At 59.9% G+C, this 22,201-nt stretch carries 21 protein-coding genes and 1 pseudogene; 13 read left to right on the top strand and 9 right to left on the bottom strand.

The features are described from left to right. Positions 1–94, top strand: a pseudogene (locus BJ928_RS10200) (IS5/IS1182 family transposase); the annotation flags it as partial. Positions 95–481: 387 nt separating this feature from the next. Here BJ928_RS10200 and BJ928_RS10195 read toward each other — a convergent pair. The 3 genes from BJ928_RS10195 to BJ928_RS10185 form a co-directional block, all read right to left on the bottom strand. Continuing rightward, on the bottom strand, positions 482–838 hold the full coding sequence (locus BJ928_RS10195; protein ID WP_063769459.1) for a helix-turn-helix domain-containing protein: 357 nt from the start codon (positions 836–838) through the stop codon (positions 482–484). Between the two features lie 564 nt (positions 839–1,402). Further along, positions 1,403–2,167, bottom strand: coding sequence for an autoinducer binding domain-containing protein (locus BJ928_RS10190; protein WP_052227701.1), 765 nt, complete (start codon positions 2,165–2,167; stop codon positions 1,403–1,405). A 379-nt stretch (positions 2,168–2,546) separates the two neighbouring features. Further along, positions 2,547–3,446 (bottom strand): LysR family transcriptional regulator, encoded by a 900-nt coding sequence (locus BJ928_RS10185; protein ID WP_047631621.1) that lies wholly within the window; start codon positions 3,444–3,446, stop codon positions 2,547–2,549. 170 nt (positions 3,447–3,616) lie between these two features. Here BJ928_RS10185 and BJ928_RS10180 point away from each other — a divergent pair, with 170 nt between their 5' ends. The 7 genes from BJ928_RS10180 to BJ928_RS10150 are packed head-to-tail and all read left to right on the top strand — an operon-like array spanning position 3,617 to position 9,938. Next, positions 3,617–4,459 (top strand): MBL fold metallo-hydrolase, encoded by an 843-nt coding sequence (locus tag BJ928_RS10180; RefSeq protein WP_183079388.1) that lies wholly within the window; start codon positions 3,617–3,619, stop codon positions 4,457–4,459. Further along, on the top strand, positions 4,456–5,379 hold the full coding sequence (locus tag BJ928_RS10175) for a sugar ABC transporter permease (RefSeq protein ID WP_047631623.1): 924 nt from the start codon (positions 4,456–4,458) through the stop codon (positions 5,377–5,379). The genes BJ928_RS10180 and BJ928_RS10175 overlap by 4 nt, the downstream gene beginning before the upstream one ends. Beyond that, the gene (locus BJ928_RS10170; protein ID WP_052227702.1) at positions 5,376–6,221 is read left to right on the top strand and encodes a carbohydrate ABC transporter permease; all 846 of its coding nucleotides are present in this window, start codon (positions 5,376–5,378) and stop codon (positions 6,219–6,221) included. Before BJ928_RS10175 ends, BJ928_RS10170 begins: the two co-directional genes overlap by 4 nt. A gap of 29 nt (positions 6,222–6,250) precedes the next feature. Then, positions 6,251–7,510 carry an extracellular solute-binding protein gene (locus tag BJ928_RS10165; protein WP_047631624.1) on the top strand — a complete coding sequence of 420 codons (1,260 nt, stop codon included), beginning with the start codon at positions 6,251–6,253 and terminating at the stop codon, positions 7,508–7,510. A gap of 11 nt (positions 7,511–7,521) precedes the next feature. Further along, entirely contained in the window at positions 7,522–8,622 is a 1,101-nt protein-coding gene (locus BJ928_RS10160; RefSeq protein WP_082011865.1) for an ABC transporter ATP-binding protein, read from the top strand. Beyond that, the gene (locus tag BJ928_RS10155; RefSeq protein WP_052227703.1) at positions 8,622–9,266 is read left to right on the top strand and encodes an HAD hydrolase-like protein; all 645 of its coding nucleotides are present in this window, start codon (positions 8,622–8,624) and stop codon (positions 9,264–9,266) included. Before BJ928_RS10160 ends, BJ928_RS10155 begins: the two co-directional genes overlap by 1 nt. 12 nt (positions 9,267–9,278) lie before the next feature. Next, positions 9,279–9,938, top strand: a complete 660-nt coding sequence (locus BJ928_RS10150; RefSeq protein WP_047631899.1) for an HD domain-containing protein — start codon at positions 9,279–9,281, stop codon at positions 9,936–9,938. Positions 9,939–10,109: 171 nt separating this feature from the next. On the opposite strand, the gene BJ928_RS10145 is transcribed toward BJ928_RS10150, so the two are convergent. From BJ928_RS10145 to BJ928_RS10130, 4 genes are all read right to left on the bottom strand, one after another. Then, on the bottom strand, positions 10,110–10,997 hold the full coding sequence (locus BJ928_RS10145) for a branched-chain amino acid ABC transporter permease (RefSeq protein ID WP_183079387.1): 888 nt from the start codon (positions 10,995–10,997) through the stop codon (positions 10,110–10,112). Positions 10,998–11,018: 21 nt separating this feature from the next. Beyond that, complete coding sequence (locus tag BJ928_RS10140) at positions 11,019–11,756, bottom strand: ABC transporter ATP-binding protein (protein WP_245432272.1); 738 nt, start codon at positions 11,754–11,756, stop codon at positions 11,019–11,021. Between the two features lie 99 nt (positions 11,757–11,855). Continuing rightward, entirely contained in the window at positions 11,856–13,010 is a 1,155-nt protein-coding gene (locus tag BJ928_RS10135; RefSeq protein WP_047631625.1) for an ABC transporter substrate-binding protein, read from the bottom strand. Between the two features lie 21 nt (positions 13,011–13,031). After that, the gene (locus BJ928_RS10130) at positions 13,032–14,912 is read right to left on the bottom strand and encodes a branched-chain amino acid ABC transporter ATP-binding protein/permease (RefSeq protein WP_047631626.1); all 1,881 of its coding nucleotides are present in this window, start codon (positions 14,910–14,912) and stop codon (positions 13,032–13,034) included. Positions 14,913–15,080: 168 nt separating this feature from the next. Between BJ928_RS10130 and BJ928_RS10125 the strand changes: the two genes are divergently transcribed. Genes BJ928_RS10125 through BJ928_RS10105 form a run of 5 tightly spaced genes read left to right on the top strand, consistent with a single transcriptional unit; the run spans position 15,081 to position 20,211 of the window. Continuing rightward, on the top strand, positions 15,081–15,962 hold the full coding sequence (locus tag BJ928_RS10125) for a MurR/RpiR family transcriptional regulator (RefSeq protein ID WP_047631627.1): 882 nt from the start codon (positions 15,081–15,083) through the stop codon (positions 15,960–15,962). 45 nt (positions 15,963–16,007) lie between these two features. Further along, positions 16,008–16,670 carry an isochorismatase family cysteine hydrolase gene (locus tag BJ928_RS10120; RefSeq protein WP_120296508.1) on the top strand — a complete coding sequence of 221 codons (663 nt, stop codon included), beginning with the start codon at positions 16,008–16,010 and terminating at the stop codon, positions 16,668–16,670. 45 nt (positions 16,671–16,715) lie between these two features. Then, entirely contained in the window at positions 16,716–18,062 is a 1,347-nt protein-coding gene (locus tag BJ928_RS10115) for a glutamine synthetase family protein (RefSeq protein ID WP_047631628.1), read from the top strand. A 14-nt stretch (positions 18,063–18,076) separates the two neighbouring features. Beyond that, complete coding sequence (locus tag BJ928_RS10110) at positions 18,077–18,898, top strand: N-formylglutamate amidohydrolase (RefSeq protein ID WP_047631629.1); 822 nt, start codon at positions 18,077–18,079, stop codon at positions 18,896–18,898. Then, complete coding sequence (locus BJ928_RS10105) at positions 18,895–20,211, top strand: aspartate aminotransferase family protein (RefSeq protein WP_047631630.1); 1,317 nt, start codon at positions 18,895–18,897, stop codon at positions 20,209–20,211. Before BJ928_RS10110 ends, BJ928_RS10105 begins: the two co-directional genes overlap by 4 nt. Before the next feature lie 246 nt (positions 20,212–20,457). Here the strand turns inward: BJ928_RS10105 and BJ928_RS10100 are convergent, their stop codons facing one another. Further along, on the bottom strand, positions 20,458–21,324 hold the full coding sequence (locus tag BJ928_RS10100; protein WP_047631631.1) for an ABC transporter permease: 867 nt from the start codon (positions 21,322–21,324) through the stop codon (positions 20,458–20,460). Positions 21,325–21,326: 2 nt separating this feature from the next. Beyond that, positions 21,327–22,196, bottom strand: coding sequence for an ABC transporter permease (locus BJ928_RS10095; protein ID WP_047631632.1), 870 nt, complete (start codon positions 22,194–22,196; stop codon positions 21,327–21,329). Between the last annotated feature and the right edge of the window lie 5 nt (positions 22,197–22,201).

Raw genomic sequence — 22,201 nt, 5'->3', positions numbered from 1 at the left:
AACGCGATACGACAAACGCGACGACAATTTCCTCGCAGCCGTTCAGCTCGCATCAATTCGGATTTGGATACGATCTTATGAGTCGGTCACCTAGTCTTCGGGACGGAGAGCGATGTCCTCGATATGGAGGATGCAGTTGCCTTTGCCACCCTGGCCTTGCCGAGCGTCAACGGCCAGATGAGACGCGAATAAGCCGCGCGATTCGTGGGGCATATGCGTTGTTGGAGTACAAAACGCTGCCGGACATGGGCTCCATGGCTAGTGTACGCAAGGCTGAATGCTTTTGAACGGGATCGAATCCGTCTGCATCGTTTCAGACTGTTTAGCTCCTGCTGAATCTTGGAGCATTGGGTGCCATTGGATCCCGACGACTCCAATGGCACGGCGTCAGACCTGCACCTATATATGGTATCAACACTCTAGCGATTGTCGTGATCATTGTTCCAGACCGCGGCTGTGCAATCAATGAAGTGACTAACGACTAGTCGCGTCTTGGCAGCGTGCTGGAGGATATAAGAGCTATCAATTGCAGAAGCTCTACGATTTTCGACCTCACGCGTGGATCTCCAATCGCCAGAAAAGCTTGGAACAGATCCGCGGACTGAGGTGAGCATTCAGGGAAGGCCGCGTTATCTGGGGGTTGCACAGTCTGCTGCTCGTCTTGCAGCAGGAACGAAACCGGCACATTTAGAGCTTTTGAAAGCGATATGAGGCGACTTGCGCCAACCGCGGAGTTCCCAGATTCATACTTCTGAATCTGCTGGAAGCTGACACCGACGGCGCTGCCCAATCTACTTTGGCTCCATCCAAGCGTCGTCCGAGCTCGCCGAATCCGCATTCCGACTGCTGTATCAATGCTATTCGGATTTCTGGCGGCACGCTTCAAACAATATCCTCAAAGCCGGCAGCTTGCGAAGCTCCGCAACGCCGTCACCATACATGCCCGATCATCCAACACTAATGCAGGAGGATGATAAGCGAGTCCTTTGGTCGATAAATGGATGTCGTGACTTAATTGCAGGTCGCAATTGCTGGCTGGGAGCCGTTTCCAACATCAGCATCGGAATCTAGCTCGATTTCAGTCGAATTTAAGGTACGGGACTCCGTACCCTAATTTAGGCGCTTAAATAATCAGCGCTTTGCAATTTCCGACTTCCTATAACCATCGGCTGCCAATTGGGTGCCCAAGCGTTCTCGGGCGTGACGCTAAGCCTTCGACCCTCTTGATCAAGCTTATTTAACTGAAGTGCCCGCGATGGCGGAGCCGGTACGCCTGATCCATTTCCTTCTCGAAATCATGAATATTCTGGGCATCTATAATATGAAGCATGGGACAATCCTTTTTCTAGCGGGAAGGATTGTCGGATGATCGTTGTATTGAAGCAGGTACGGAAAAGCGTACCTAGGAAATCAGGCCCGCTCTCAGCGCACTTGCGATCGCCTGGTTGGTATTGCGCGAACCGAGTTTGTCACGGCAGGAACGCATGTACTTGTCGACTGCATGATCCGAAATGCCGAGGCGCTCGGCAATCAGCCTTTCCTGCAACCCAGCGGCCGCCAGTTGCAGCACTTCCGTTTCTCGCTTCGTAAGCTTCGGTATGCCTACTCTCTGTAATGTGCGTCTGATCTGCAAGGCACGATAAATTGCAAAACTTGCCACCAGCGCGAGATTTTTCTTGCTCTCTGGAGAAAGGTCGAGCCGCTCTCCGGCAATCGAAAATCCCACATGGTCGCCCTCTAAGCTCGGTAAGCTCACCGTAAAGCCCTCCTTCAACCCAAAGTCAGCGGCTTCGCCCATGATCTTCGAGCCTGAACGATATTGAGCGACTTCCTCGCCATTCCAGCAAAATTGTTCGACCCCATGGCGAACAAGCTGGATGGTCGGGTCTTTGAACAGGTAGTTCATGGAGAAATAGCGAGCCGACCAGTCGTTTGGCCAGGCATTGATGAGGATGTGGCCGATCTGTTGTCGCTTGGTGGCACCCGCCTGGGGCATGGTGCCGGCCAAGAGATTGGTCGCGCCGAACGGCTCTACATACCGTATAACGACATCCGCCAGCTGCTCCTGTGTCACACACAGATCGAGTTCAGTGAGCAAACAATGCAGTCTCTCAAGGTTTCTGTTCGGAATTATGGGATCGCCGGGTAGTATCCATTGCTTTGACATGGAGGCTCTTCATAGTTTGTGGTGAGAACGCCGATCAACATCACGCCCCGATACGATGGCATACTCTCGTCGGCGACTTTCCATAGCTGACGCCGATATACTGCTCGACTTGACTGCTTTGCCAAAGCATCGCGTGGGTGCAACCATTTACGACGAATGGGTTGCATCAGAGTATTGGCACATATGAAACAACCGAACGAGTTCGAGCAAGGCCTGAACAAGCGGCTCTGAGAGGCTGGACGCCTTCCGACGACAGCCATGTGCCAGAATGGGGACCTTGCTCACCACCTAGAGGAAGTTCATGGTCTCAGGTCGAAAACCAACGGAGGAGATTGAGACACCCGACATCACGAAGGTATTTTGCCATCGATTCTCGCTCTCACTGCCGCTGCAATCTGAGGCGGGCTTCCGCGACGAAACGCTCCAGTAGCGCGTTTCGATTGGCGGGTGACCAGAACAGCGCGAGCCTGTGATTGCAAAGCGCAGGTTCGGTCTTCTTCAGAACAAGCTCTCTCAGGATCGGGTTTGCCCCTTCAGACAGGAGGCATGCTCCCACGCCCGCGGCCGTCAGCGCCATCTGCGACTGCGTCGTCGCCACATCGGCATGGACAATCCGTGGCACAATGCCGAGCGCACGCAGCGCCTCAAGCTGGTGATCGTAATGCGCTCGATGATACTCCCGGGGAGCAAGGACGATGTCCAGTTGCTCCAAATCCTTGGCGTGAAGCGCTGGCTTACCGGCAAGGGGATGGCGCTTCGGGAGGCAAATGAGATAGGGCGCCTCCCATATCGGCAGCGATATCATTTCATCCAGCAGACGGTCTGGTGTGGGCAGTGACAGAAAGCCGGCATCGATCTCGCCTTCGTTGAGCTTGTCGCTCATCTGCTCTGCCGTCATTTCCACGAGGAATAGCTGTGCGTCTCTTGCTACCTCGCGAAAGGAAGCAAGCAGTTCGGTAACGGCCGGATAGGACATGTAGCTTGGAATTCCGATCCGAAGCTCCTTCTTGTCGTCGTGGCTGTCGAGAAGATCAATCGTTTCGTCCAGAAGTCCCAGAATCCGGCTTGCGCGCCCTGCGAGCAGTTCGCCTCGGGCCGTCAGCCGAAGCAACCGCGTGCCGCGTTCGACCAGAATGACGCCGAGCGTTGCTTCGAGTTGCGCGATCTGATGGCTCAACGTCGGCTGGCTGATGGCCAGGGCCTGTGCGGCACGGCCAAACCCGCCGCATCGCTTCAATTCCACGAGATAGATGAGTTGGCGCAGGCTGATCCGCCGCAATCGTTGTGTCGTAGGCGAGAAATGGGTGGGCTTAGCTATGGCGTGTCTCCTGGTCGGGCCTGAGCGCTATCATAGATACTTTCTATGAGAGGCGTGTGAAAACAATCGAACTGTCACGATACGGTTATCCTAAGTCCATAGAGGCCCGTTGCATAATCGAGGATGCAAGTGTGGCTGTGACAAGCAGATCGTTGACAGTGTTGGGTTCGTCGGCAGGCTTTCCGATTTCGGGCTTTGCCTGCTCGGGTTATCTCGCTCGCATTGCCGGCCAGCGCCTGTTGCTAGACTGCGGTCCCGGTATTGCCGGCGCGCTGATCGGCGCGGATGCGACGGCCGGCGTGGATGGCGTGATCATCAGCCATCTGCATCCAGATCATGTACTTGATCTCATCCCGCTTGGCTATGCGTTGATGACCGAATGGCTGACGGAAGGCCGCACCCAGCCGGTGCCGGTCTATCTGCCGCCCGGCGGATTGGAATTCCTGCAGAAGCTCTCCGATCTCTTCGGTCATCGCAATTGGCGCTTTGAGGAAAATGGCGGCAATGCCGGATACAAGGCACTCGGCGCAGCTCTTGCCCGCGGCGAAGACTGGCTGCTGACCGTATTCGATGCACGCGAATACGAGCCGGGCGACGATATCGTCCTTGACGGGACGACCGTTGCGACCTTTCCGGTCGATCACCGCATCCCGACCGCCGCGATGCGCATCAGGTTCGAAGGCGCCGATCTCGTTTACTCCGCCGATACCCGCTTCCTTCCGGCGCTGGGGGATTTTGCCGCCGGCACCGACCTCTTCCTTGTCGATGCGCATTTTTCAGGCCCGAAGGCTCCCGGCGGCCTGCACATGACGCCGGCAGATGCCGGACATCTCGCGACGATCGCGAATGCCAAGCGGCTCGTCCTTTGCCATCTCGGCGCGCCTGAAGACTGTGCCTCGGCGCAGCAGGCGGCGGCGGCGCATTTCAGCGGTGCAATTCATACGGCCTTCGACACGCGGGAGTACAGCCTGTGACGCAGCCGAGCGCCCGCCTACTGACGCCGATCGCGGCGCCGGCACCCGGCATCGGCGAGCGTGCCGCACCTTTTGTGCTGGTCGCACCGATGCTGGCATTGCTGATCGTCTTCACCATCCTGCCCTGCCTGCTGACGCTGGTGCTGGCCTTCTTCGAAACCGACATTCTTGCCGGCACCATCCGCTTCGTCGGCCTTTCGAATTTCGCCAAGGCCTTTGCGCGCGGCGACCTCGTCAACAGCATCGGAGTGACGCTGTTCTACATGGCACTCACCGTACCCACCTCGATGATATTCGGCTTGCTCGTAGCGCTCGGCATCAACAGCCTCGGCCACGGCCGGGTCTTCTGGCGAGCTGTCTACTTCCTCCCGGTCGCCGCGACCCTGGTCGCGATGTCGATCGTGTGGCGCTGGATGTTTGTCGGCCGGCGCGGTCTGATAGACCACATGCTCGGGCCGTTGACAGGCATAACCGACTGGCTGAATTCGCCGGGGTTGGCGCTTCCCGCCGTCGCCGTCGTCGGCAATTGGCAACAGATTGGCTTCATCGCCATACTTTATCTTGCAGCACTCGCCGCCGTGCCGCGCCATCAGCTTGAGGCTGCCCGCGTCGACGGCGCCAATGGCTGGAACCGCTTCTGGCACGTCACATGGCCAGCCATCGGCCCCACGACTGTTTTCGCCGGCATCATCACGTCAGTAAACGCCATGCGCGTCTTCGACAGCGTGTCGACCATGACCGGCGGCGGCCCCTCGCGTCATTCGCAAACGCTTGCACATCTGATGTGGGAGCGCGGCATATATTTCTTCGATATTGGCGGCGGTTCCGTCGTCACCCTGGTCCTCGTCGCGCTGGCGCTTATCGCCACCTTCCTTCAGCGCGTCCTGACGGCTCGTCTTGAAAAGGCAGGCTCCCGATGATCCCCACTTCCACACGCGGTCGCTATCTCCTGCAGCAGGGTAGCATTCATCTCGCCCTCGCCATCGGCGCCGTATTCATGCTGCTGCCGTTCTGGCTGATGCTGCGCACGTCGTTCACGCCGCCTGACGATATTTTCCGCGGCAATCTGCTCGCCTTGCCTGCCTTCACGCTGGAAAACTACGCGCGCGTCTTCGAGGACGTGCCGATCCTGCGCTACTATTTCAACGGTATCGTCGTGGTCGTCGCGATCTTCATCGGGCAGGTCGCGGTTTGCGTGCCTGCGGCCTATGCGCTGTCCAGGCTCCGGTTTACGGGACAGGCTCTGAGCCTCTGGCTTGTGCTCGCCGCGATGATGGTGCCCTATCAGGTTACCGCCATTCCAGTCTATGTGCTGCTGTCGCAACTCGGTCTCGTCAACAGCTACGGCGCGCTCATCCTGCCCTTTTTGAGTTCCGCATTCAGCGTCTTCCTATTACGCCAATTCTTTCTCTCGATACCACAATCCGTGTTCGAGTCGGCAAGACTCGACGGCGCCTCGCCCTTTCGCATTCTTTGGCACATCGTCTTCCCAATGGCGCGGCCGGCAATCACAACGTTCGGCATCTTCAGCTTCGTATCGCATTGGAACGACTATTTCTGGCCATCCTTCGTGCTGCGCAACGATTATGCCGCAACCGTGCCCTTCGGCATCGTCCGCTTTCTCGATCAGGAGCTCGGATCGGAATACGGGCCGCAGATGGCCGCCGCCACCCTGACCGTTCTTCCATTGCTGGTCGGCTTCCTGTTGGCGCAGCGGCAATTCATTGCCGGCATGTCGATGACATCCGGCCAGGTCGACTGAAAATCCCTTTCCACTTCGGAGTTTTATCAATGACCCGTCTGATTTCGGCCACTGCGGTCGCCACCATTTCACTCGCTCTCCTTCCTGCATTTGCAGCGGCAGCCGGAGACCTCCGTTTCGTCTCCGGTCAGGAAAAGCAGAACGGCGCCGTGCTCAAGCAGATCTTCGATACCTATAACGGCACGAAGCCTGCATCTTCTGTGAAGCTTGAGCTCGACAACAAATCCGACCTCGATACGACGCAGAAGGTGCTCGCCGATATCGTGGCGGGCACGACGCCGGACGCCGTGCGCGTAACGGGTGCGGTTCTTCGCCCTTACGTCGATTCTGGCCGCGCACAGCCGCTTGACGATTGCCTGGCATCAGCGCCGGAGCTTGCGGCACAGTTGGACAAGGGTCTGCTCGACGACTTCCGCGTCAACGGCAAGCTCTATGCCATGCCCTGGTATGTCACTTTGCCGGCGCTATTCATCAATACCGACGCCTTCAAGGCAGCCGGCCTCGACCCGGCAAATCCTCCGAAGAATTGGACGGAACTGGAGGCCGCTGCCGCCAAACTCAGCGACAAGGCCAACAACAAGTTCGGCGTGCTGATGTATATGCCCAACACCTACATGTTTGAGGGGCAGCTCGCCTCTGCAGGTGGTGCCATGGTCGGTGCGGACGGCAAGTCCGGTGTCGGCAATGCGGCAGGCGTCGAGGTGATGAGCTATATGCGTGGCCTGGTCGAAAAGGGCTACATGCCAGCCGTTTCGCCGGGCACCTTCTGGGGCGAGGCCGGCCGGATGTTCCAGGCCGGCGAGGTGGCGATGCTCCTGAGTTCGTCCTCTGGCTATACCAGCCTTGTGCCGAAGGCTTCCTTCAAAGTGGCGCTGGCGCCGATGCCGGCCAAGGACGGCGCAACGCCGGTGACCATGGCATCGGCCAACGGCTTTGTCATGTTGGCGACGGACCCTGCCCGCAAGGAAGCAACCTGCAAGGCGCTGCTATCGCTCGTCACTCCCGAAAGCGTCGCCTTGACGGTGAAGGCGACGGCCTCTTCGCCGGTCAACGTGACGACAGTCGCAAAACCGGAGCTGCTTGGCGATTTCTACGCCCAGAACCCCGAGCTCAAGGTCCTCAACACGCAGAAAAGCCAGAATTGGTACACCCTGCCCGGCAAGGCCAACAACGAGTTCCAATCCAATTTCGGCGATACCCAGTACGAAATCCTGACGGGTGCGACCTCGGCTCAGGATGGCATGAAGCGCCTCGCCGGCATCATGGACGATCTGAACGGCGCAAAGTGAGAGCAGCACCCATGACCATCGCCATGACATGCGGGGCAACAGGTGTCTCCGCACCGCAGGCCGTCACCGTTCATGGCCTGACGAAACTCTGGCCGGGCGCTCAGCGCCCGGTCTTTGACCAGCTCGACGTGAATTGCCCGGCGGGCGGTGTCACTGTCATCGTCGGCCCTTCCGGCTGCGGCAAGACCACGCTCTTGCGCTGCCTCTGCGGACTTGAAACCGCGACCTCTGGAACCATTCGTTTCGGTGAGCGTGATGTCACACAGGTTGATCCGCAGCGCCGTGGAGTGGCGATGGTGTTTCAAAATTATGCGCTTTATCCTGCCAAGACGGTGTTCGAGAACATCGCATTTCCGCTGCGCATGGCCGGCCTTGGCAAGCCGGAGATTGACCGGCGTGTTCGTGCCGCAGCGCAGCTCGCCCGCATCGACACACTGCTGGAGCGTCTGCCGGCCCAGCTCTCGGGCGGCCAGCGCCAACGCGTCGGCATTGCGCGCGCGATCGTGCGTGGTCCGGGCGTGCTTCTGATGGATGAACCTCTCTCCAATCTCGACACGAAATTGCGGATCGAGATGCGTGCGGAACTCGCATCTCTGCAACGCGAAATCGGTGCGACGACGGTCTATGTGACGCATGATCAGACGGAGGCACTTGCCCTTGCCGATCATCTGGTGGTGATGCGCGACGGGCATATCGAGCAGCAAGGCAAGCCGGAAACCATCTTTTCTCAGCCAGCCAACAGCTTCGTTGCCGACTTCCTCGGTTCGATGAACCTGGCGCCGGTGGAGATCGAAGAGGGCAGATCGAAGATCGGCGGTGAGGACATCCACCTGCCGACATCGGCGAGTCCGTTGCAGAAATTCATCCTGGGTTTTCGCAGCGAGGATGTGAGGCTTGTTTCGGAGGGAGAGGGACTACGCCTGACTGCTCTGGTACGCCGTTCGGAACTGATGGGCGTGGAGAGGTTGATACATCTCGAATGCGGCGGTTGGCGGTTTCGCGCCCGGCTTGCCGAGGCACTAGAACCCGGCGCCAGCGTGGACCTTTTCGTTGCCGCCGAGCGTCTTCACTATTTCGACGCAAACGGCCACCGCATGGAGAATCGGACCTAATGGACAAGCATGTTATCTGGGACTGGAACGGCACGCTTCTCGATGATTTTGCGATCACCGCGCGCATCACCATCGACGCGCTGGATGATCTCGGCTACCCCGACGTGACGGAAGACGATATCCGCGACCACTACCGACGACCGTTGTCCGGATATTTCAACGCGCTCCTCGGGCGCACGGCCTTGTCGCACGAACTGGATCATCTCGGCGACAGCTATGCCACCCGCTATGCAGCGGCGATGCATGAGCTGCCGCTGGCGCCCGATGCTCTCCACGCGCTTCGGGCCATCGCCCCCTTCGCCACACAGTCGTTGCTCTCCATGGCGCCGCATCCGCAGATCGCGGCACTCATCGAACATCATCGCCTTGGCGAGCACTTCAGCCTGATCCAGGGGTTTGCCGGTACTGGCCATCCTTCGAAGCGAGAAAGCCTCCTCACCCACTGCGAGACACTCGGCGTTGCCGCCGAGTGCTGCTGGATGATCGGCGATACAGTCGACGATTTTGATGCCGCAAGCCCGCTCGGTATCCGCACGGTTCTGGTAACCACGGGTATGCAGGCGCGCGCCGCACTCGCCGCGACCGGCGCTCCTGTCGTCGACAGCCTGGCCGATGCCTCCCGATTGATCCTCGAAACCAGATAGAAGCAGATGGAAATGCCGCATAAAGACCTGATCGACCGGCTCGAAGCCGAGTTCCTGGCCCATGACGACGGCGGCGACGCGAGCCATGATATCAACCATGCCCGGCGCGTCATGCGCGCAGCACTGCGGATCGCCGCTGCGGAAGGCGGCGGCGACGAGGGCGTCATCATCGCCGCCGCCTATCTGCACGACTGGGTGAACCTGCCAAAGAACGACCCGAACAGATCGCGGGCCTCAGCCCTTTCTGCCGATGCTGCAAGGCCGATCCTCGCCGCGCTCGGTTTCGCGCCGGACCGCGTCGAAGCTGCCTGTCACGCCATTCTCACGCACAGCTTCTCGGCCAATATTCCGCCGCGCACGCTGGAGGCGCGGGCGCTCCAGGATGCCGATCGCCTGGAGGCATTGGGCGCAATCGGTCTCGCCCGCGTCTTTGCGATCGCCGGGCAGCTCGGCTCCTCTCTGTTTGACGGCGACGATCCCTTTGCGGAAAATCGGCCTCTGGACGACCGCCGTTATGCGGTTGACCATTTTGAAGTGAAGCTCTTGCGGCTTCCCGATACCATGCAGACCAAGGCGGGCCATGCGATGGCCGAGGAGCGCGCCGAAGTCATGAGACGCTTCTTGCACAGCCTTGCCGAAGAGCTTGGACACACGATGCCCTGGCGCGCGTAATGAGCAGCACGGCTGACAGCGTCAGATCGATGAAGCCCAGGTTGGCACCGCCTCCCCGATTGGGGAATAGGATGTGCCGCTGGGTTTCCCATCTTCTAGAGCCGCGGAATGCGGATCACGGCTCCAGATGCGCCCGCGAGGGCCAGGTTCAGGGATGCGATAACCTTCCAATCAAAGCTTGATAATCGTCTTTCGAGCAAGCAGCCCCTGAGGAGCAAATAGCAGGACCGCGATGACGAGCAGGATGGTGAAGGCGTCGCGGTAACTTAGCAGGCTATCCGGCAGATATGCCTGCAGGAAGACCTCGATGAAGCCAAGCAAGAAACCGCCTGCGACCGCCCCCGAAAGACTGCCGAGACCGCCGATGATGGCGGCAATGAAAGCCTTGAGCACGGGCAGGAAGCCCATCAGCGGATCGACGCTGCCGCGCTGTGCCACCCAGAGAATGCCGGCAACGCCTGCCAGAAGGCCGGAGATTGCAAAGGCCGTGGCAACGACGGCATTGGCGCGAATGCCCATCAGGCGGACGATGGCAAAATCCTCGGAAGCCGCGCGCATGGCGCGACCAAGCACCGTGGTCCGCAGGAAGAGGTTCAGCCCCGCGAGCATGACGAAGGTCACCAGGATCGAGATTCCCTGGATGATGCCGATATGCAGTCCGGCAATCTCGATCGTGCCGGAAAGGCTCATCGGCATCGGAACGGGCTTCGGACGAGCCGAAACGAAATTCTGGAAGAGCACGCGCAGGATGGCGCTGACGGCAAAGCTTGTCAGAAGCAGCGTTGTGCCGCTGGCGCCGCGAACCGGTCGGAAAGCCGTGCGCTCCATGAGGAGCACGAGCAGGATTGCGACCGCCAACGCCACGACGATCGCCACGCCGAAAGGCAGACCGACGATCAGTGCGAAGCAGAGACCGTACCCGGCCGCCGTCATAAGCTCGCCATGGGCGAAATTGATCAGGCCCATGATCGAAAAGACGACCGCAAGACCAAGCGCCAGAAGCGCATATGTGCCGCCGAGGCTCAGCGCATTGACCAGCTGCTGCAGAAACATGTCCATGAGATGAAGTCCCTTTGCCGGTCAGGCCCCCAGATAGGCGCCCTGGATTTCGGTGGAATTGCGAAGATCGGCCGCAGAGCCCGACAGTACGATCCTGCCATTGGCCATCACGTAGCCGGCATCGGCGATTTCGAGCGAAAGAGAGACGTTCTGCTCCACGAGCAGGATCGTCAGCCCACGCTCGCGCAAACCCGAGATGAGTTCGAAGATCTGGTCGACGATCTGCGGCGCAAGGCCGAGCGATGGCTCGTCCAGCAACAGAAGATCAGGCGAGGACATCATCGAGCGGGCGATCGCCAACATCTGCTGCTCGCCACCGGACAGCGAACCCGCCTTTTGATGCAGACGCTCCTTCAGGATCGGGAAGCGCGACAGCATGTCTTCGCGCACCGCATCTATAGCCCCTCGCCGCTTGTGCATGGCCCCGCCGAGAAGAAGATGCTCGTCAACGCTGAGGCTTGGAAAGATGCGGCGGCCTTCCGGCGTCAGCGTCATGCCCATGCGCACGATCGTCTCAGGCGGAAGTGCGGAAATGTCCTTACCGCCGAACGTCACCCTGCCGGCCTTCTTCGCGGCAAGGCCGACGAGCGCGTTCAGCGTCGAACTCTTGCCGGCGCCGTTTGCGCCGAGCAGCGTCACGATCTGCCCTTTGCGGACCTGGAGATCGACGCTCTTCAGAGCCTCGACCGGACCATAGGCGACCTTTAGCCCGCTAACATCAAGCAAGGGGTCCTGGTCGGGAATTCTACTCATCATCATCGGGCAAATCCTTGCCGCAGCCTGTGCGCCTGAGCCATGGAACGAATGCATTTCGGCGACATGCTCCCCGACAAACCACCGGAGAGCATGTCGGTCAGATCACGGAGCGGGAACGTCCGCGGCGTTCGGAACGCCCTGGCTGACCAGCGAGCGCTTGCCACCATCGATGCGGACCAGCGAGACGGAGCGCAACGGCATTCCCTTGGTGCCGGCATAGGTGATCGCGCCCGTCACACCCTGCACGCCTTGAAGAGAGGCGACTGCATCACGGATTGCCGTTGGTTCAACGCTGCCAGCCTTGGTGACCGCCGCCTCGATAACCTTGCCGAGATCATAGCCATTGGCGATGTAGACCGTATCCGGGTCCTGTCCGAACTTCGCCTTGTACTTCGCGTTGAAGCCTGCGAGCGGGCTGCCATCGACGGCAAAGCCGGCGGTGGTGAAGACGACGCCATCGACGAGCGCGCCAAGGCCGAATGTCGTGGGCGAGTCGATACCATCGCTGCCGAGGATCGGCGTCGTGACGCCTGCACCGCGCAGCTGGCGGATGAAAGCGGGGAAATCCGGCTCATAGGCAGCAGTCATGATGACGTCGGGTGCAGGGTTCAGGGCCTTGATCTTCGTCACCTCGGCACTGAAGTCCTGCTGACCCATGCTGAAAGTGCCCTCGCCGACCAGTTCGCCACCCTTTGCCTTGAAGCTCGTGGCGAAGTATTCCGGTAGTTTCAGCGTGTAGGCGGTATCCGGAGACTTCAGGATATAGGCCTTCTTGAAGCCCTTGTCCTTGGCATAGGCTGCGAGGACCGCGGCCTGCACGTTGTCGGCGGGATAGTTTCCGAACATGTAGTCGCCGACCGCCAGCGGCATGGTTGGTGTCGTCGCGCAGAACGAGAAAGCCGGAATATGTGCCGCCTGCGTGATCTGGCCGGCGGCGATCGAGGGGTCAGCATCGCAGGGCGTGATCAGAATGCTGATGCCCTGATCGACAAGCTCCTGCGCAACGAGAGCGGTCTGTCCGGCATCGGAGCGAGTGTCCTTGGCGATGAGCTTGATCGGGAACTTTCCCGCAATGCCGCCGCCAGCATTGATCTCGTCGACCGCCATCTGCAGGCCCTTGAGCGACGGCTGGTCGTAAGGCGCAAGCGTGCCGGTCTGAGCAGTGGCCAAGCCAACGACGAGATCGTCTGCCAACGCCGGAAGAGCCATGGCGCCCAGCGCGCTTGACAGGAACAGAACCTTCAATGTCGATTTCATTATTATACTCCCTCTGGATGTTTATGCTGTCTTGCCGGATGCGTGCGGATCGAGATCGGGCAATGGCGCGTCGGCTTTGGATGGCTGATGGCTCACGACCGACCGGCGCCGGCCGATGTAAGCCTCGATCACGGCCGGATTCGACTGGATCTCAGCCGGCGTCCCGATCGCAATCTGCTGGCCCTTGTTTAGGACCACGACGATGTCGCAAAGGCGCATGATCAGCTTGAGGTCGTGCTCGACCACCAGGAGGCCGAGGCGATACTTCGTTCGGATACGATCGAGCACGGCCATCAACTCCATCGTCTCGGCCGGATTCATGCCTGCCGCCGGCTCGTCGAGCAGCAGATAGCGGGGCTTCAGCGCCAGCGCGCGAGCGATTTCGAGACGGCGCTGCGCACCGTAGGAGAGCGTGCCGGCCAATTGGTCTGCGACATCGCCAAGGCCCACCTCCAGGAGCGCCTCGCGAGCAAGGTCGACGGGGTCGGCACCATCACGCGCTATCGCGCTCGCGGCGACCGTCACGTTTTCCAGCGCGGTCAGGTTCTTGAAGAGGCGGATGTTCTGGAAGGTGCGCGCAAGGCCGGCAATCGGCACGCGATGAACCGGTAGGGAAGCGACGTCCATTCCGCCGATGGTCACCCGTCCCGTCGAAGGCGGCACGACGCCCGAAACGCTGTTGATCAAGGTCGACTTGCCGGCGCCGTTCGGGCCGATCAGTCCGGTGACGAGGCCTGGGCGGACTTCAAAATTCGCATCCTCGAGCGCGACGAGCCCGGAGAACTGTTTGCCGACATTTTCCACGCGCAGGACATCGTCTTCCACGCCGGATGTTTTCGCTCCGACCGGGCTGGTCGCGGGTCTAATCTTTCCTGCAGCCAGGCGCCTCAGGAACGGCAGCTGCTCGTCGATTTCGCGCACCCCAAGAAGGCCGTCCTGCAGACGATACATCACAAGCAGGATCGCCAATCCGATGCCGATGTCGGTGAGGCCGAAGACGGTCGGCAGGGAAAAGAAGCCGAGATCGACGCCACCTTCGAGCTTCCTGAGCAATTCGACGATCACCATGATGACAGCAGTGCCGATGACGGCGCCGGAAACGGTGGTGATGCCGCCGAGGATCAGCATTGCAAGCAGCAGGAAGCTCAGGTTGAAATAAAAATCCTTCGGCGAGAAGGCACCGATGAAGTGACCGAGCAGAACTCCGGCCGCACCGGACAGGACAGCCCCGAGTACCCAGGCAAGGAAACGATGCAGCCGCACATTCACGCCGACGGCGGTCGAGGCGATCTCATCCTCGCGCGAGGCGCGAAGCTTCATGCCAGCGCTTGAATCCCGATAGATGCGGGCTATGGCGACGGCAAGGATCGCAAACGGCAAGGCGACCCAGATGTTCACCGCACGCGGTATTCCGAAGAAGGTCTGGCTGCCGCGGGTGAAGTCGCTCGATGCCACAAGCACGACATGGACGATCACCAGAAAGCCGAGCGTGCAGATCGAAGCCGAGGATCCGGCAAGCCGCGCGACCGGAATACCAATGGCGACGGCCACCAGCGCAACAACGACAAGGGCGACCAGAAGCGCCGGAATGAAGGGCATGCCCCATCCCGCCAGCCATGCCGGCAGATGCGGCAGGGCCGTCTTTTGTATGATCGGGCTGATGGTCAAGAGCCCCGCGGCGTAGGCGCCGATCGCCATGAAGCCGGTATTGCCGAACGAGATGATGCCGGAATTGCCGCTGTAGACGGAGGTCCCGATGACGGCGACGACGTAAATGAGGAACAGCGTCACCAGCCGTTCGCCGCTCCCTGGAAAGAGCGCTGCCGCCACGAGGGTCGCAATGACCATGGGGAGTACCGTCGCAACGATCCCGACGACGGTCCCGCGCCTTATGCGCACCATCAGAATTCTCCCGATTTTTTAAGCCCAGGTTTGTTGGGCCGTTCCCGCAACAAACGTTAATCGAGAAAATCAATATGTCAATCTTGTTTCAATTTCTGTTGACTGATAGCAAGAATGTAACAAAATGAAGATCAGTGGACCAACGCCGATCGCAGGGGGAGATGGGAAGTGACCATTCGAGATCGCCTCACCGAAGGGGGCATCGATTTTACCCGAGCCGAACTCAAGATCGTCAGGCAGCTGCTGTCGAACTATCCGGCAGCGGCCCTCAACACGGTCGCCAATCTTGCTTCGGCTGCTGGCGTCAGCAATCCGACGGTGGTCCGCTTCGCAAACAAGCTCGGTTACGAGGGGTATGCGGAGCTGCAGTCCGCATTGCTCGACGAAGTGCAGGAGCGAATGAGTTCGCCGCTGTCGATGCTCGACACCCGCAAGCCGTCGCTCGAGCAGGAGAATTTCTATCAGTATTTCATGCGGGCAAGCATTCATGCCCTGGAATCGTCGATGCACATGCTGCCACCCGACGATTTCGAGGCGGCAATCGATGCCGCAGCCGATCTGAACCTCAGGGTGCATTGTCTGGGCGGGCGCTTCAGCGGTTTCATGGCCGGGCTCCTCTGGGCTCATATGAAACAGCTGCGCGGCGACACGCGCTGGATCAATGGCTCGCATGCCGATCAGGTCGACCATCTGGTCGACTTCGGCAAGCGCGACGTCCTGTTCGTCTACGACTATCGCCGCTATCAGAACGATACGATCCGCTTTGCCCGCCAGGCAGCAAAGCAAGGTGCGAAGATCGTGCTCTTTACCGATCGATGGCTTTCGCCCATTGCGCAGTTTGCCTCCGTCACCTTGACGGCAACCGTCGATACCGTCTCGCCTTACGACACGATGGTCCCGGCCATCGCACAGACCGAAGCCCTGATCGCCGGCCTCACCGCCAGGCTTGCGACGCAATCGCGCCAGCGCATCGAGCGTATGGAAGAGCTGCGCCGAAGCTACGCCATTACCGAAGACGCCTTCACGGCGAAAGCCGGCAGCGGGACCTGAGATTCCGCGATAACGACGAACCGAAATTTCCTTTGGAGGACAGACATGGCCATGATTGAAGTACAATACGGCAAGGATTTGCTGCGGCGCGACAGCGCCTACGAACCCGGCATGACCAGCGTGCTTTTTGTCGACATGCAGCGCATCTGGTGCGAGCCGAACCTCGACCCGACCCACCCGCAGGATGCCAACAGCTACTATCACCGCCGCCTGCGCGACACGGTGATCCCGAACCAGGTTCGCATCCTGAATGCTGCCCGTGCTGCCGGCTGCAACGTGCTGCACACGATCATCGAGAGCCTGACGCTCGACGGCCGCGACCGCTCGCTCGACCACAAGCTTTCCGACATGCATGTACCGAAGGGGTCGCCGGAAGGACAGGTGATCGACGCGCTGAAGCCGATCGACAACGAGATCATCTTGCCGAAGACATCCTCCGGCGTCTTCAATTCGACCAACATCGATTACGTACTGCGCAATCTCAATACGCGTTATCTCATCATTGCCGGCGTCGTGACGGATCAGTGCGTCGACATGGCCGTACGCGATGCCGCCGACCGCGGATATCTCGTCACGGTCGTCGAGGATGCCTGCGCTACCTATAGCCAAGAGCGCCACGCGGCGGCTCTTCGCGCCTATTCCGGCTACTGCTGGACCACAAGCACCGAAACTATTGTCGATCGCCTGAAGGGCCTCGCTGCGGCGTGATCTCCGCCGGCGGCTTCTTTCGCAGACATTAAACAAGGGGAACTCATGAGCGACAACAGCAACGGCAAGGCGACCTCCGACCTGATGGAGCTTGCCACCTTCGTCACAACCGACATCGCCGGCATCACCCGAGGCCGCAGCTTTGCTGCCGCCGAGATCGACAGCTACCTGCGCAAGGGCGTCGGCTGGGTGCCGGCCAACCTGGCACTGACGCCATTCGATCTGATTGCCGATCCCAACCCCTGGGGCTCGTCCGGTGATCTCCGGCTGATGGCGGATCCCGACAGCAAAGCGCGCGTCACCTGCCTGCCCGACGTCACACCGCTGCATTTCTATCACTCCGATATCACCAATCTGAAGGGTGAGCCCTGGGAATGCTGCGTGCGCAGTTTCTTGAAGGCAACGATTTCGGAATTCGAGCGCGAGGCCGGGCTCAAGGTTGTCGCCGCAGTCGAACAAGAATTCCAGCTTCTTGGCGTCGACTGGCCGGCTGCCCCCTCCTTCGGTCTGCGCGCACAGCGCCGCGCCGAGCCCTTCGGTCCGCTGCTGATGACGGCGCTGAAGGAAGCCGGCGCGGAGCCGGAAATGTTCCTGCCGGAATACGGCAAGGATCAATTTGAAATCACCTGCCGCCCCGCGCCTGCTCTTGCAGCCGCCGACCGAGGCGCGACCATTCGCGCCGTCACCAAGGAAGTGGCGGCGCTCTTCGGCTGGAACGCCAGCTTCGCGCCGAAGACCGACCCGAACGGCGTCGGCAACGGCGTGCATCTGCATGTGAGCTTTACCGATCTTCAGGGTAATCCGGTCACATTCGACGCATCGCGTCCGGGGCGGCTTTCCAAGATTGCCGGATCGTTCGCGGCCGGTGTCATCAGGCACCTGCCGGCACTTGCAGCATTTACGGCACCCTCGGTGCTCTCCTATATGCGCCTCGTGCCGCATCACTGGAGCGCCGCCTTCACCTGCCTCGGCGAAAAGAATCGCGAAGCGACGCTGCGCATCTGCCCGACGCTGGACCTACCCGGCAGCGATCCCGCCAAACAGTTCAATATGGAGTATCGCGCCGCCGACGCCTGCGCCAGCCCGCACCTGTCGCTGGCCGTCGTCCTCAAGGCGGGTCTCGAAGGTATTCGGGCCGGGCTAGAGCAGCCTCCCTTGATCAACTCGGACCCTTCGAATTTCTCGATGGAAGAACAGGTCAAGCTCGGTATCCGCCGTCTTCCGTCAAGCCTTTCCGAAGCCCTCGATACGCTGGCCGCCGACGAAACCGTGACCGGCTGGTTCTCCAAGGACTTCCTCGATTGCTACTTCGCCATGAAGCGCAAGGAGATCGAGATCGTCGGCGATCTTTCTTCCGAAGCGCTCTGCGCCCGTTACGCCTCCGTATATTGATTGATGGATGGATCATGACATCGACCACGGCCATCAAACGCCAGGAAAACCGGTGGCGGCACGACCCGCAACAGCCATTGCTCGCCATCGACGAACCGCCGCCTTACGCGGTCGTCAACCCTGATGGCAGATCACCCTATCTCCTTGTGTGCGAACATGCGTCCAACCGCATTCCCCGCGCACTCGGCGATCTAGGTCTGCCGGAAAGCGAACGTCAGCGTCATATCGCCTGGGACATCGGTGTCTCCGCGCTTTCTCAATATTTGAGCCAAGCGCTCGACGCGCCCTTGTTCATGGCCAACTACTCGCGCCTTGTCATCGACTGCAATCGACCGCTGGGCGTGCCTTCGGCCATTCCGGAAATCAGCGAGACGACGACAGTGCCGGGCAATCTCGATCTGAGTGCCGAGGAGAAGGCCCATCGCGTCGATGTCCTGTTCAAACCCTTCGCCGATGCGATTTCGAGGCGGCTGGACCTAAGGCAGGCCGAGGGAAAGCGAACGCTGGTCGTCGGCATCCACAGCTTCACGCCGGTTTACTTCGGCAATCGGCGCCCGTGGCAAGCAGGTATCCTCTATCGAGATGCCGTGCCTTTTGCCCGGTCGCTGATCGCCTCCTTGAGTGCCGATCCAGAGCTCACCGTCGGCGACAACGAGCCGTACCATATCCATCCGGACGAAGACTACACGGTACCGGTGCATGCGGACGAAAGGGGACTTCCCGGCGCTCTGATCGAGGTGCGCCACGACCTCATCGATACGTTGGAGGGCGTGCGCAAATGGGGCGTGCGCCTTACCCATTGCCTTGAAACAGCGCTTGAGGAATGCGCCGAATGACGGAACTGCTCTACGAACGCGATGGCAAAGCCATCGGCTCCTTGCAGAAGCTGCGCTTCTTCCCTCTGGCGGTCGCCGGGGGCAAAGGCGCCAGACTGATCGAGGAAAGCGGTCGGGAGCTCATCGATTTTTCCGGCGCATGGGGTGCCGCGAGCCTCGGCTACGGCCACCCAGCGATCGTCGAGGCGGTATCGCGTGCAGTCGCCAACCCCGCAGGCGCAAGCATTCTGTCAGCCTCGAACGAGCCGGCCGTAGCCTTGGCCGAAAGGCTGCTGGCATCCTTTCCGGGCAAGGACACACATAAGGTCTGGTTCGGCCACTCGGGCTCCGACGCCAACGAAGCGGTCTTTAGGGCCGTGACGAAGGCGACCGGGCGCAGCGGCATCGTCGCCTTCTCCGGGGCCTATCACGGCTGCACTATCGGCTCCATGGCATTTTCCGGGCACACCGTCCAGGCGGGAGCCGCAAAGACGGAAGGGTTGCTGCAACTTCCCTATCCCGACCCCTACCGGCCCTATCGTGACGACTGCAGCGGCGACGCCGTTCTTGACTTTTTTCGAGCGAGGTTGAATGAGGCCACGCCCGGATCATTTGCCGCCGCATTCATCGAGCCGATCCTTTCCGATGGTGGCGTGGTCGTTCCCCCGGAAGGCTTCCTTCAAAAATTTGCGGCGCTTTGCCGAGAACACGACATACTCGTCGTCTGCGACGAAGTGAAAGTCGGTCTCGGCCGCAGCGGCAAGTTTCATTGTTTCGAACATGAGGGCTTCGTTCCGGATATTCTGGTCCTAGGCAAGGGTCTGGGCGGAGGCCTGCCGCTGTCCGCGGTCATCGCACCGTCCAGTATCCTGGACTGCGCAAGCGCCTTTGCCATGCAGACACTGCACGGAAATCCCGTCTGCGCCGCAGCCGGGAGTGCCGTTCTTAATGCGATCGAGAAACAGCAACTCACCGAGGCGGCCCGGCACAAGGGAGAGAGGCTTTATCGCGCGTTGCTGCGACTTGCCGAAAGGTACCCACTCATCGGTAATGTCCGTGGTCGCGGGCTTGCCTGCGGCGTCGAACTCGTCAAGGAGGGTGAAAGCCGAACGCCAGCCAAGCACGAAACGATGAAACTCATCTATCGCGCCTATGAGCTTGGGCTCGTGCTCTATTACGTCGGAATGAACGGCAACGTTCTGGAAATCACGCCACCGCTGACGATCACCGAAGAAGAGATCGACCAGGCGATCGATATTCTCGATCACGCTTTCAGCGACGTTTCCCATGGGCGCGTCCCCGATTCGATTATCGATGGTTTTGATGCCTGGTAGCTCCAGCGAACAGCTTTACGCAGCCATTGCAGATGAGCATAGAGCCTATGTGTTCTCTCAAAGTTTCAGGTTAACTACCGGCTACGGCAAACCCTTAGTGAACTTCATCTCCGAAATTGCTCTGTCGTCGTCTCCGACGACTTCCATGGCTCACCTGTAAGCCGTGATAGGACATCGGCCCGGATCACAGCAAGTGCTGAATAGCGTCGTCGTTCGTGAGCTCTACGGGCAGCAATCACAGATGAGTTAGGACGTGTGGGCTTTGTCTCGTTGGACCACGACGCTGAGGAGCGCAAGGAGGCCGGAACCGACCATGAGGACGAAGGAGACGGCGTTCAGCACTGGCGTAGAACCGACTTTGACCATGCGATCGTACATGGTGATCGTCAACGGAGAGTCCGAGCCGACCAACATCAGGGTCGTGTTGAAATTCTCGAAGGACACGAGGAAAGCGACGACAAACGCCGAAAAAAGCGCTGGCGCAAGATAAGGCAGCGTCACTGTCCTCAGCACCCGCATGCGGGTAGCGCCGAGATTGGAGGCGGCTTCCTCGAGCGCAATGTCGAATTTGCGCAGCCGCGCGCCGATCACCAGCGTCGTGATGGTCGTCAGGAACGAAAACTGCCCCAGGATGACGAGCAGCATGCCCGGGCGCAGGAAGTCCAGAGAGATGTCAAGATTGTCCTCGAGCCCGTTGGCAATCATGCTTGCAAAGACGAGTATGGAAATACCAAGGATCACGCCCGGAATGACCAGGGGCACAATCATCAGCACATAGAAAAAGCTCTTGCCCGGAAACTGCTTGCGCTCGAACAGAAAGGCATTCGACGTGCCGGCCGCGACCGCCATCGCCGAAACGATCAGCCCAATGACGAAGGAATTTCCGAGCCCTTGCAGCAGGCGTCTGTCATGAAACATGCCGAGCTTTGGTTCTGTGGTGCCAAAGAACCAGTCGAGGGTAAAGCCGTTCCACGGTAATGCAGGAAAGAGCGAATCGTTGAAAGCGAACATGCCGGCCGCAACAAGCGGCGCCGCCAGATAGATGAAGAAGGCAAGCATGTATCCGCGATAGACCCAACGCAATAGCGGTGATTGGGGTGCAGCAACGTTCATTGCTATTCCTTCGCAACGGTGGAAGCGAGGTTCTGGCCGGTAAGACGCAGGCCAAGCCAGACTACAAGTGAGGTGAAGACGAGCAGGAGCACACCGAACGTAGCGCCGGACTCCCAGTTGTAGCGCGTCACGAACTGATCGTAGATCTGCTCGGTGAACCACATGCTGTTCTTGCCGCCAAGCAAGATCGGCGTCAGATAGCTTCCGGCCGTCAGCATGAAGACGATGATGCAGCCGGCAACAATGCCGGGCACAGCATAGGGAACGACGATCCGACGGAAGACCGTGAAGCGGCTTCCGCCGAGATTATAGCCCGCCTCGATCAGAGAATCGTCCATGCCGTCGAGCGTCGAGACGAGCGGCACGATCATGAAGAGGACGACGGTATAGACGAGGCCGATGATAACGGTGACATCATTGTAGAGCAGTTCGATCGGACCATGCACAAGCCCGAGCGTCTGGAGCAGCTTCGAAAGCAATCCCGTTTCGCGCAACAGCACTATCCAGCCGAAGGCTCGCACCAGGTCGCTCACCCAGAGCGGGATGAGGCACATCAGAAAGAGAGCTGCGCGCGACCGGCGGCGGGCGATCTTGGCGATGTAATAGGCGACAGGGAAACCGACGAGAAGCGCCATCAACGTCACCAGGATCGACATCCATGCGGTGCGCAACAGCGTGTTCCAGTAAACGGGTTCGCGGAAGAAGTCGACGTAATTGGAAAAGCCGAACGTATATTCCCCCGGCCCGATCTTCTCGCGCAACGACAGATAACCGATGCCGATCTGCGGCAGGACGATGAGAAGGCCGATCCAGAGCGCAAAGGGCGCAAACAGCATGATGAGAGAGAGTTTACCGATGTCGGTGCGAGGCATGGGCA

This window comes from Rhizobium sp. WW_1 (assembly GCF_003610155.1).
Classification (GTDB): domain Bacteria; phylum Pseudomonadota; class Alphaproteobacteria; order Rhizobiales; family Rhizobiaceae; genus Rhizobium; species Rhizobium tropici_A.
Note: the sequence above shows the minus strand (reverse complement) of the source record. Positions and strands in the feature narration are given on the sequence as shown.

Bases quoted from the DNA above. Each gene is read 5' to 3' on its own strand.
- BJ928_RS10195 (WP_063769459.1), bottom strand. From the start codon at position 838: ATGCGGATTCGGCGAGCTCGGACGACGCTTGGATGGAGCCAAAGTAGA.
- BJ928_RS10190 (WP_052227701.1), bottom strand. From the start codon at position 2,167: ATGTCAAAGCAATGGATACTACCCGGCGATCCCATAATTCCGAACAGA.
- BJ928_RS10170 (WP_052227702.1), top strand. From the start codon at position 5,376: ATGATCCCCACTTCCACACGCGGTCGCTATCTCCTGCAGCAGGGTAGC.
- BJ928_RS10165 (WP_047631624.1), top strand. From the start codon at position 6,251: ATGACCCGTCTGATTTCGGCCACTGCGGTCGCCACCATTTCACTCGCT.
- BJ928_RS10160 (WP_082011865.1), top strand. From the start codon at position 7,522: ATGACCATCGCCATGACATGCGGGGCAACAGGTGTCTCCGCACCGCAG.
- BJ928_RS10155 (WP_052227703.1), top strand. From the start codon at position 8,622: ATGGACAAGCATGTTATCTGGGACTGGAACGGCACGCTTCTCGATGAT.
- BJ928_RS10150 (WP_047631899.1), top strand. From the start codon at position 9,279: ATGCCGCATAAAGACCTGATCGACCGGCTCGAAGCCGAGTTCCTGGCC.
- BJ928_RS10145 (WP_183079387.1), bottom strand. From the start codon at position 10,997: ATGGACATGTTTCTGCAGCAGCTGGTCAATGCGCTGAGCCTCGGCGGC.
- BJ928_RS10140 (WP_245432272.1), bottom strand. From the start codon at position 11,756: ATGATGATGAGTAGAATTCCCGACCAGGACCCCTTGCTTGATGTTAGC.
- BJ928_RS10135 (WP_047631625.1), bottom strand. From the start codon at position 13,010: ATGAAATCGACATTGAAGGTTCTGTTCCTGTCAAGCGCGCTGGGCGCC.
- BJ928_RS10130 (WP_047631626.1), bottom strand. From the start codon at position 14,912: ATGGTGCGCATAAGGCGCGGGACCGTCGTCGGGATCGTTGCGACGGTA.
- BJ928_RS10120 (WP_120296508.1), top strand. From the start codon at position 16,008: ATGGCCATGATTGAAGTACAATACGGCAAGGATTTGCTGCGGCGCGAC.
- BJ928_RS10115 (WP_047631628.1), top strand. From the start codon at position 16,716: ATGAGCGACAACAGCAACGGCAAGGCGACCTCCGACCTGATGGAGCTT.
- BJ928_RS10110 (WP_047631629.1), top strand. From the start codon at position 18,077: ATGACATCGACCACGGCCATCAAACGCCAGGAAAACCGGTGGCGGCAC.
- BJ928_RS10105 (WP_047631630.1), top strand. From the start codon at position 18,895: ATGACGGAACTGCTCTACGAACGCGATGGCAAAGCCATCGGCTCCTTG.
- BJ928_RS10100 (WP_047631631.1), bottom strand. From the start codon at position 21,324: ATGAACGTTGCTGCACCCCAATCACCGCTATTGCGTTGGGTCTATCGC.
- BJ928_RS10095 (WP_047631632.1), bottom strand. From the start codon at position 22,196: ATGCCTCGCACCGACATCGGTAAACTCTCTCTCATCATGCTGTTTGCG.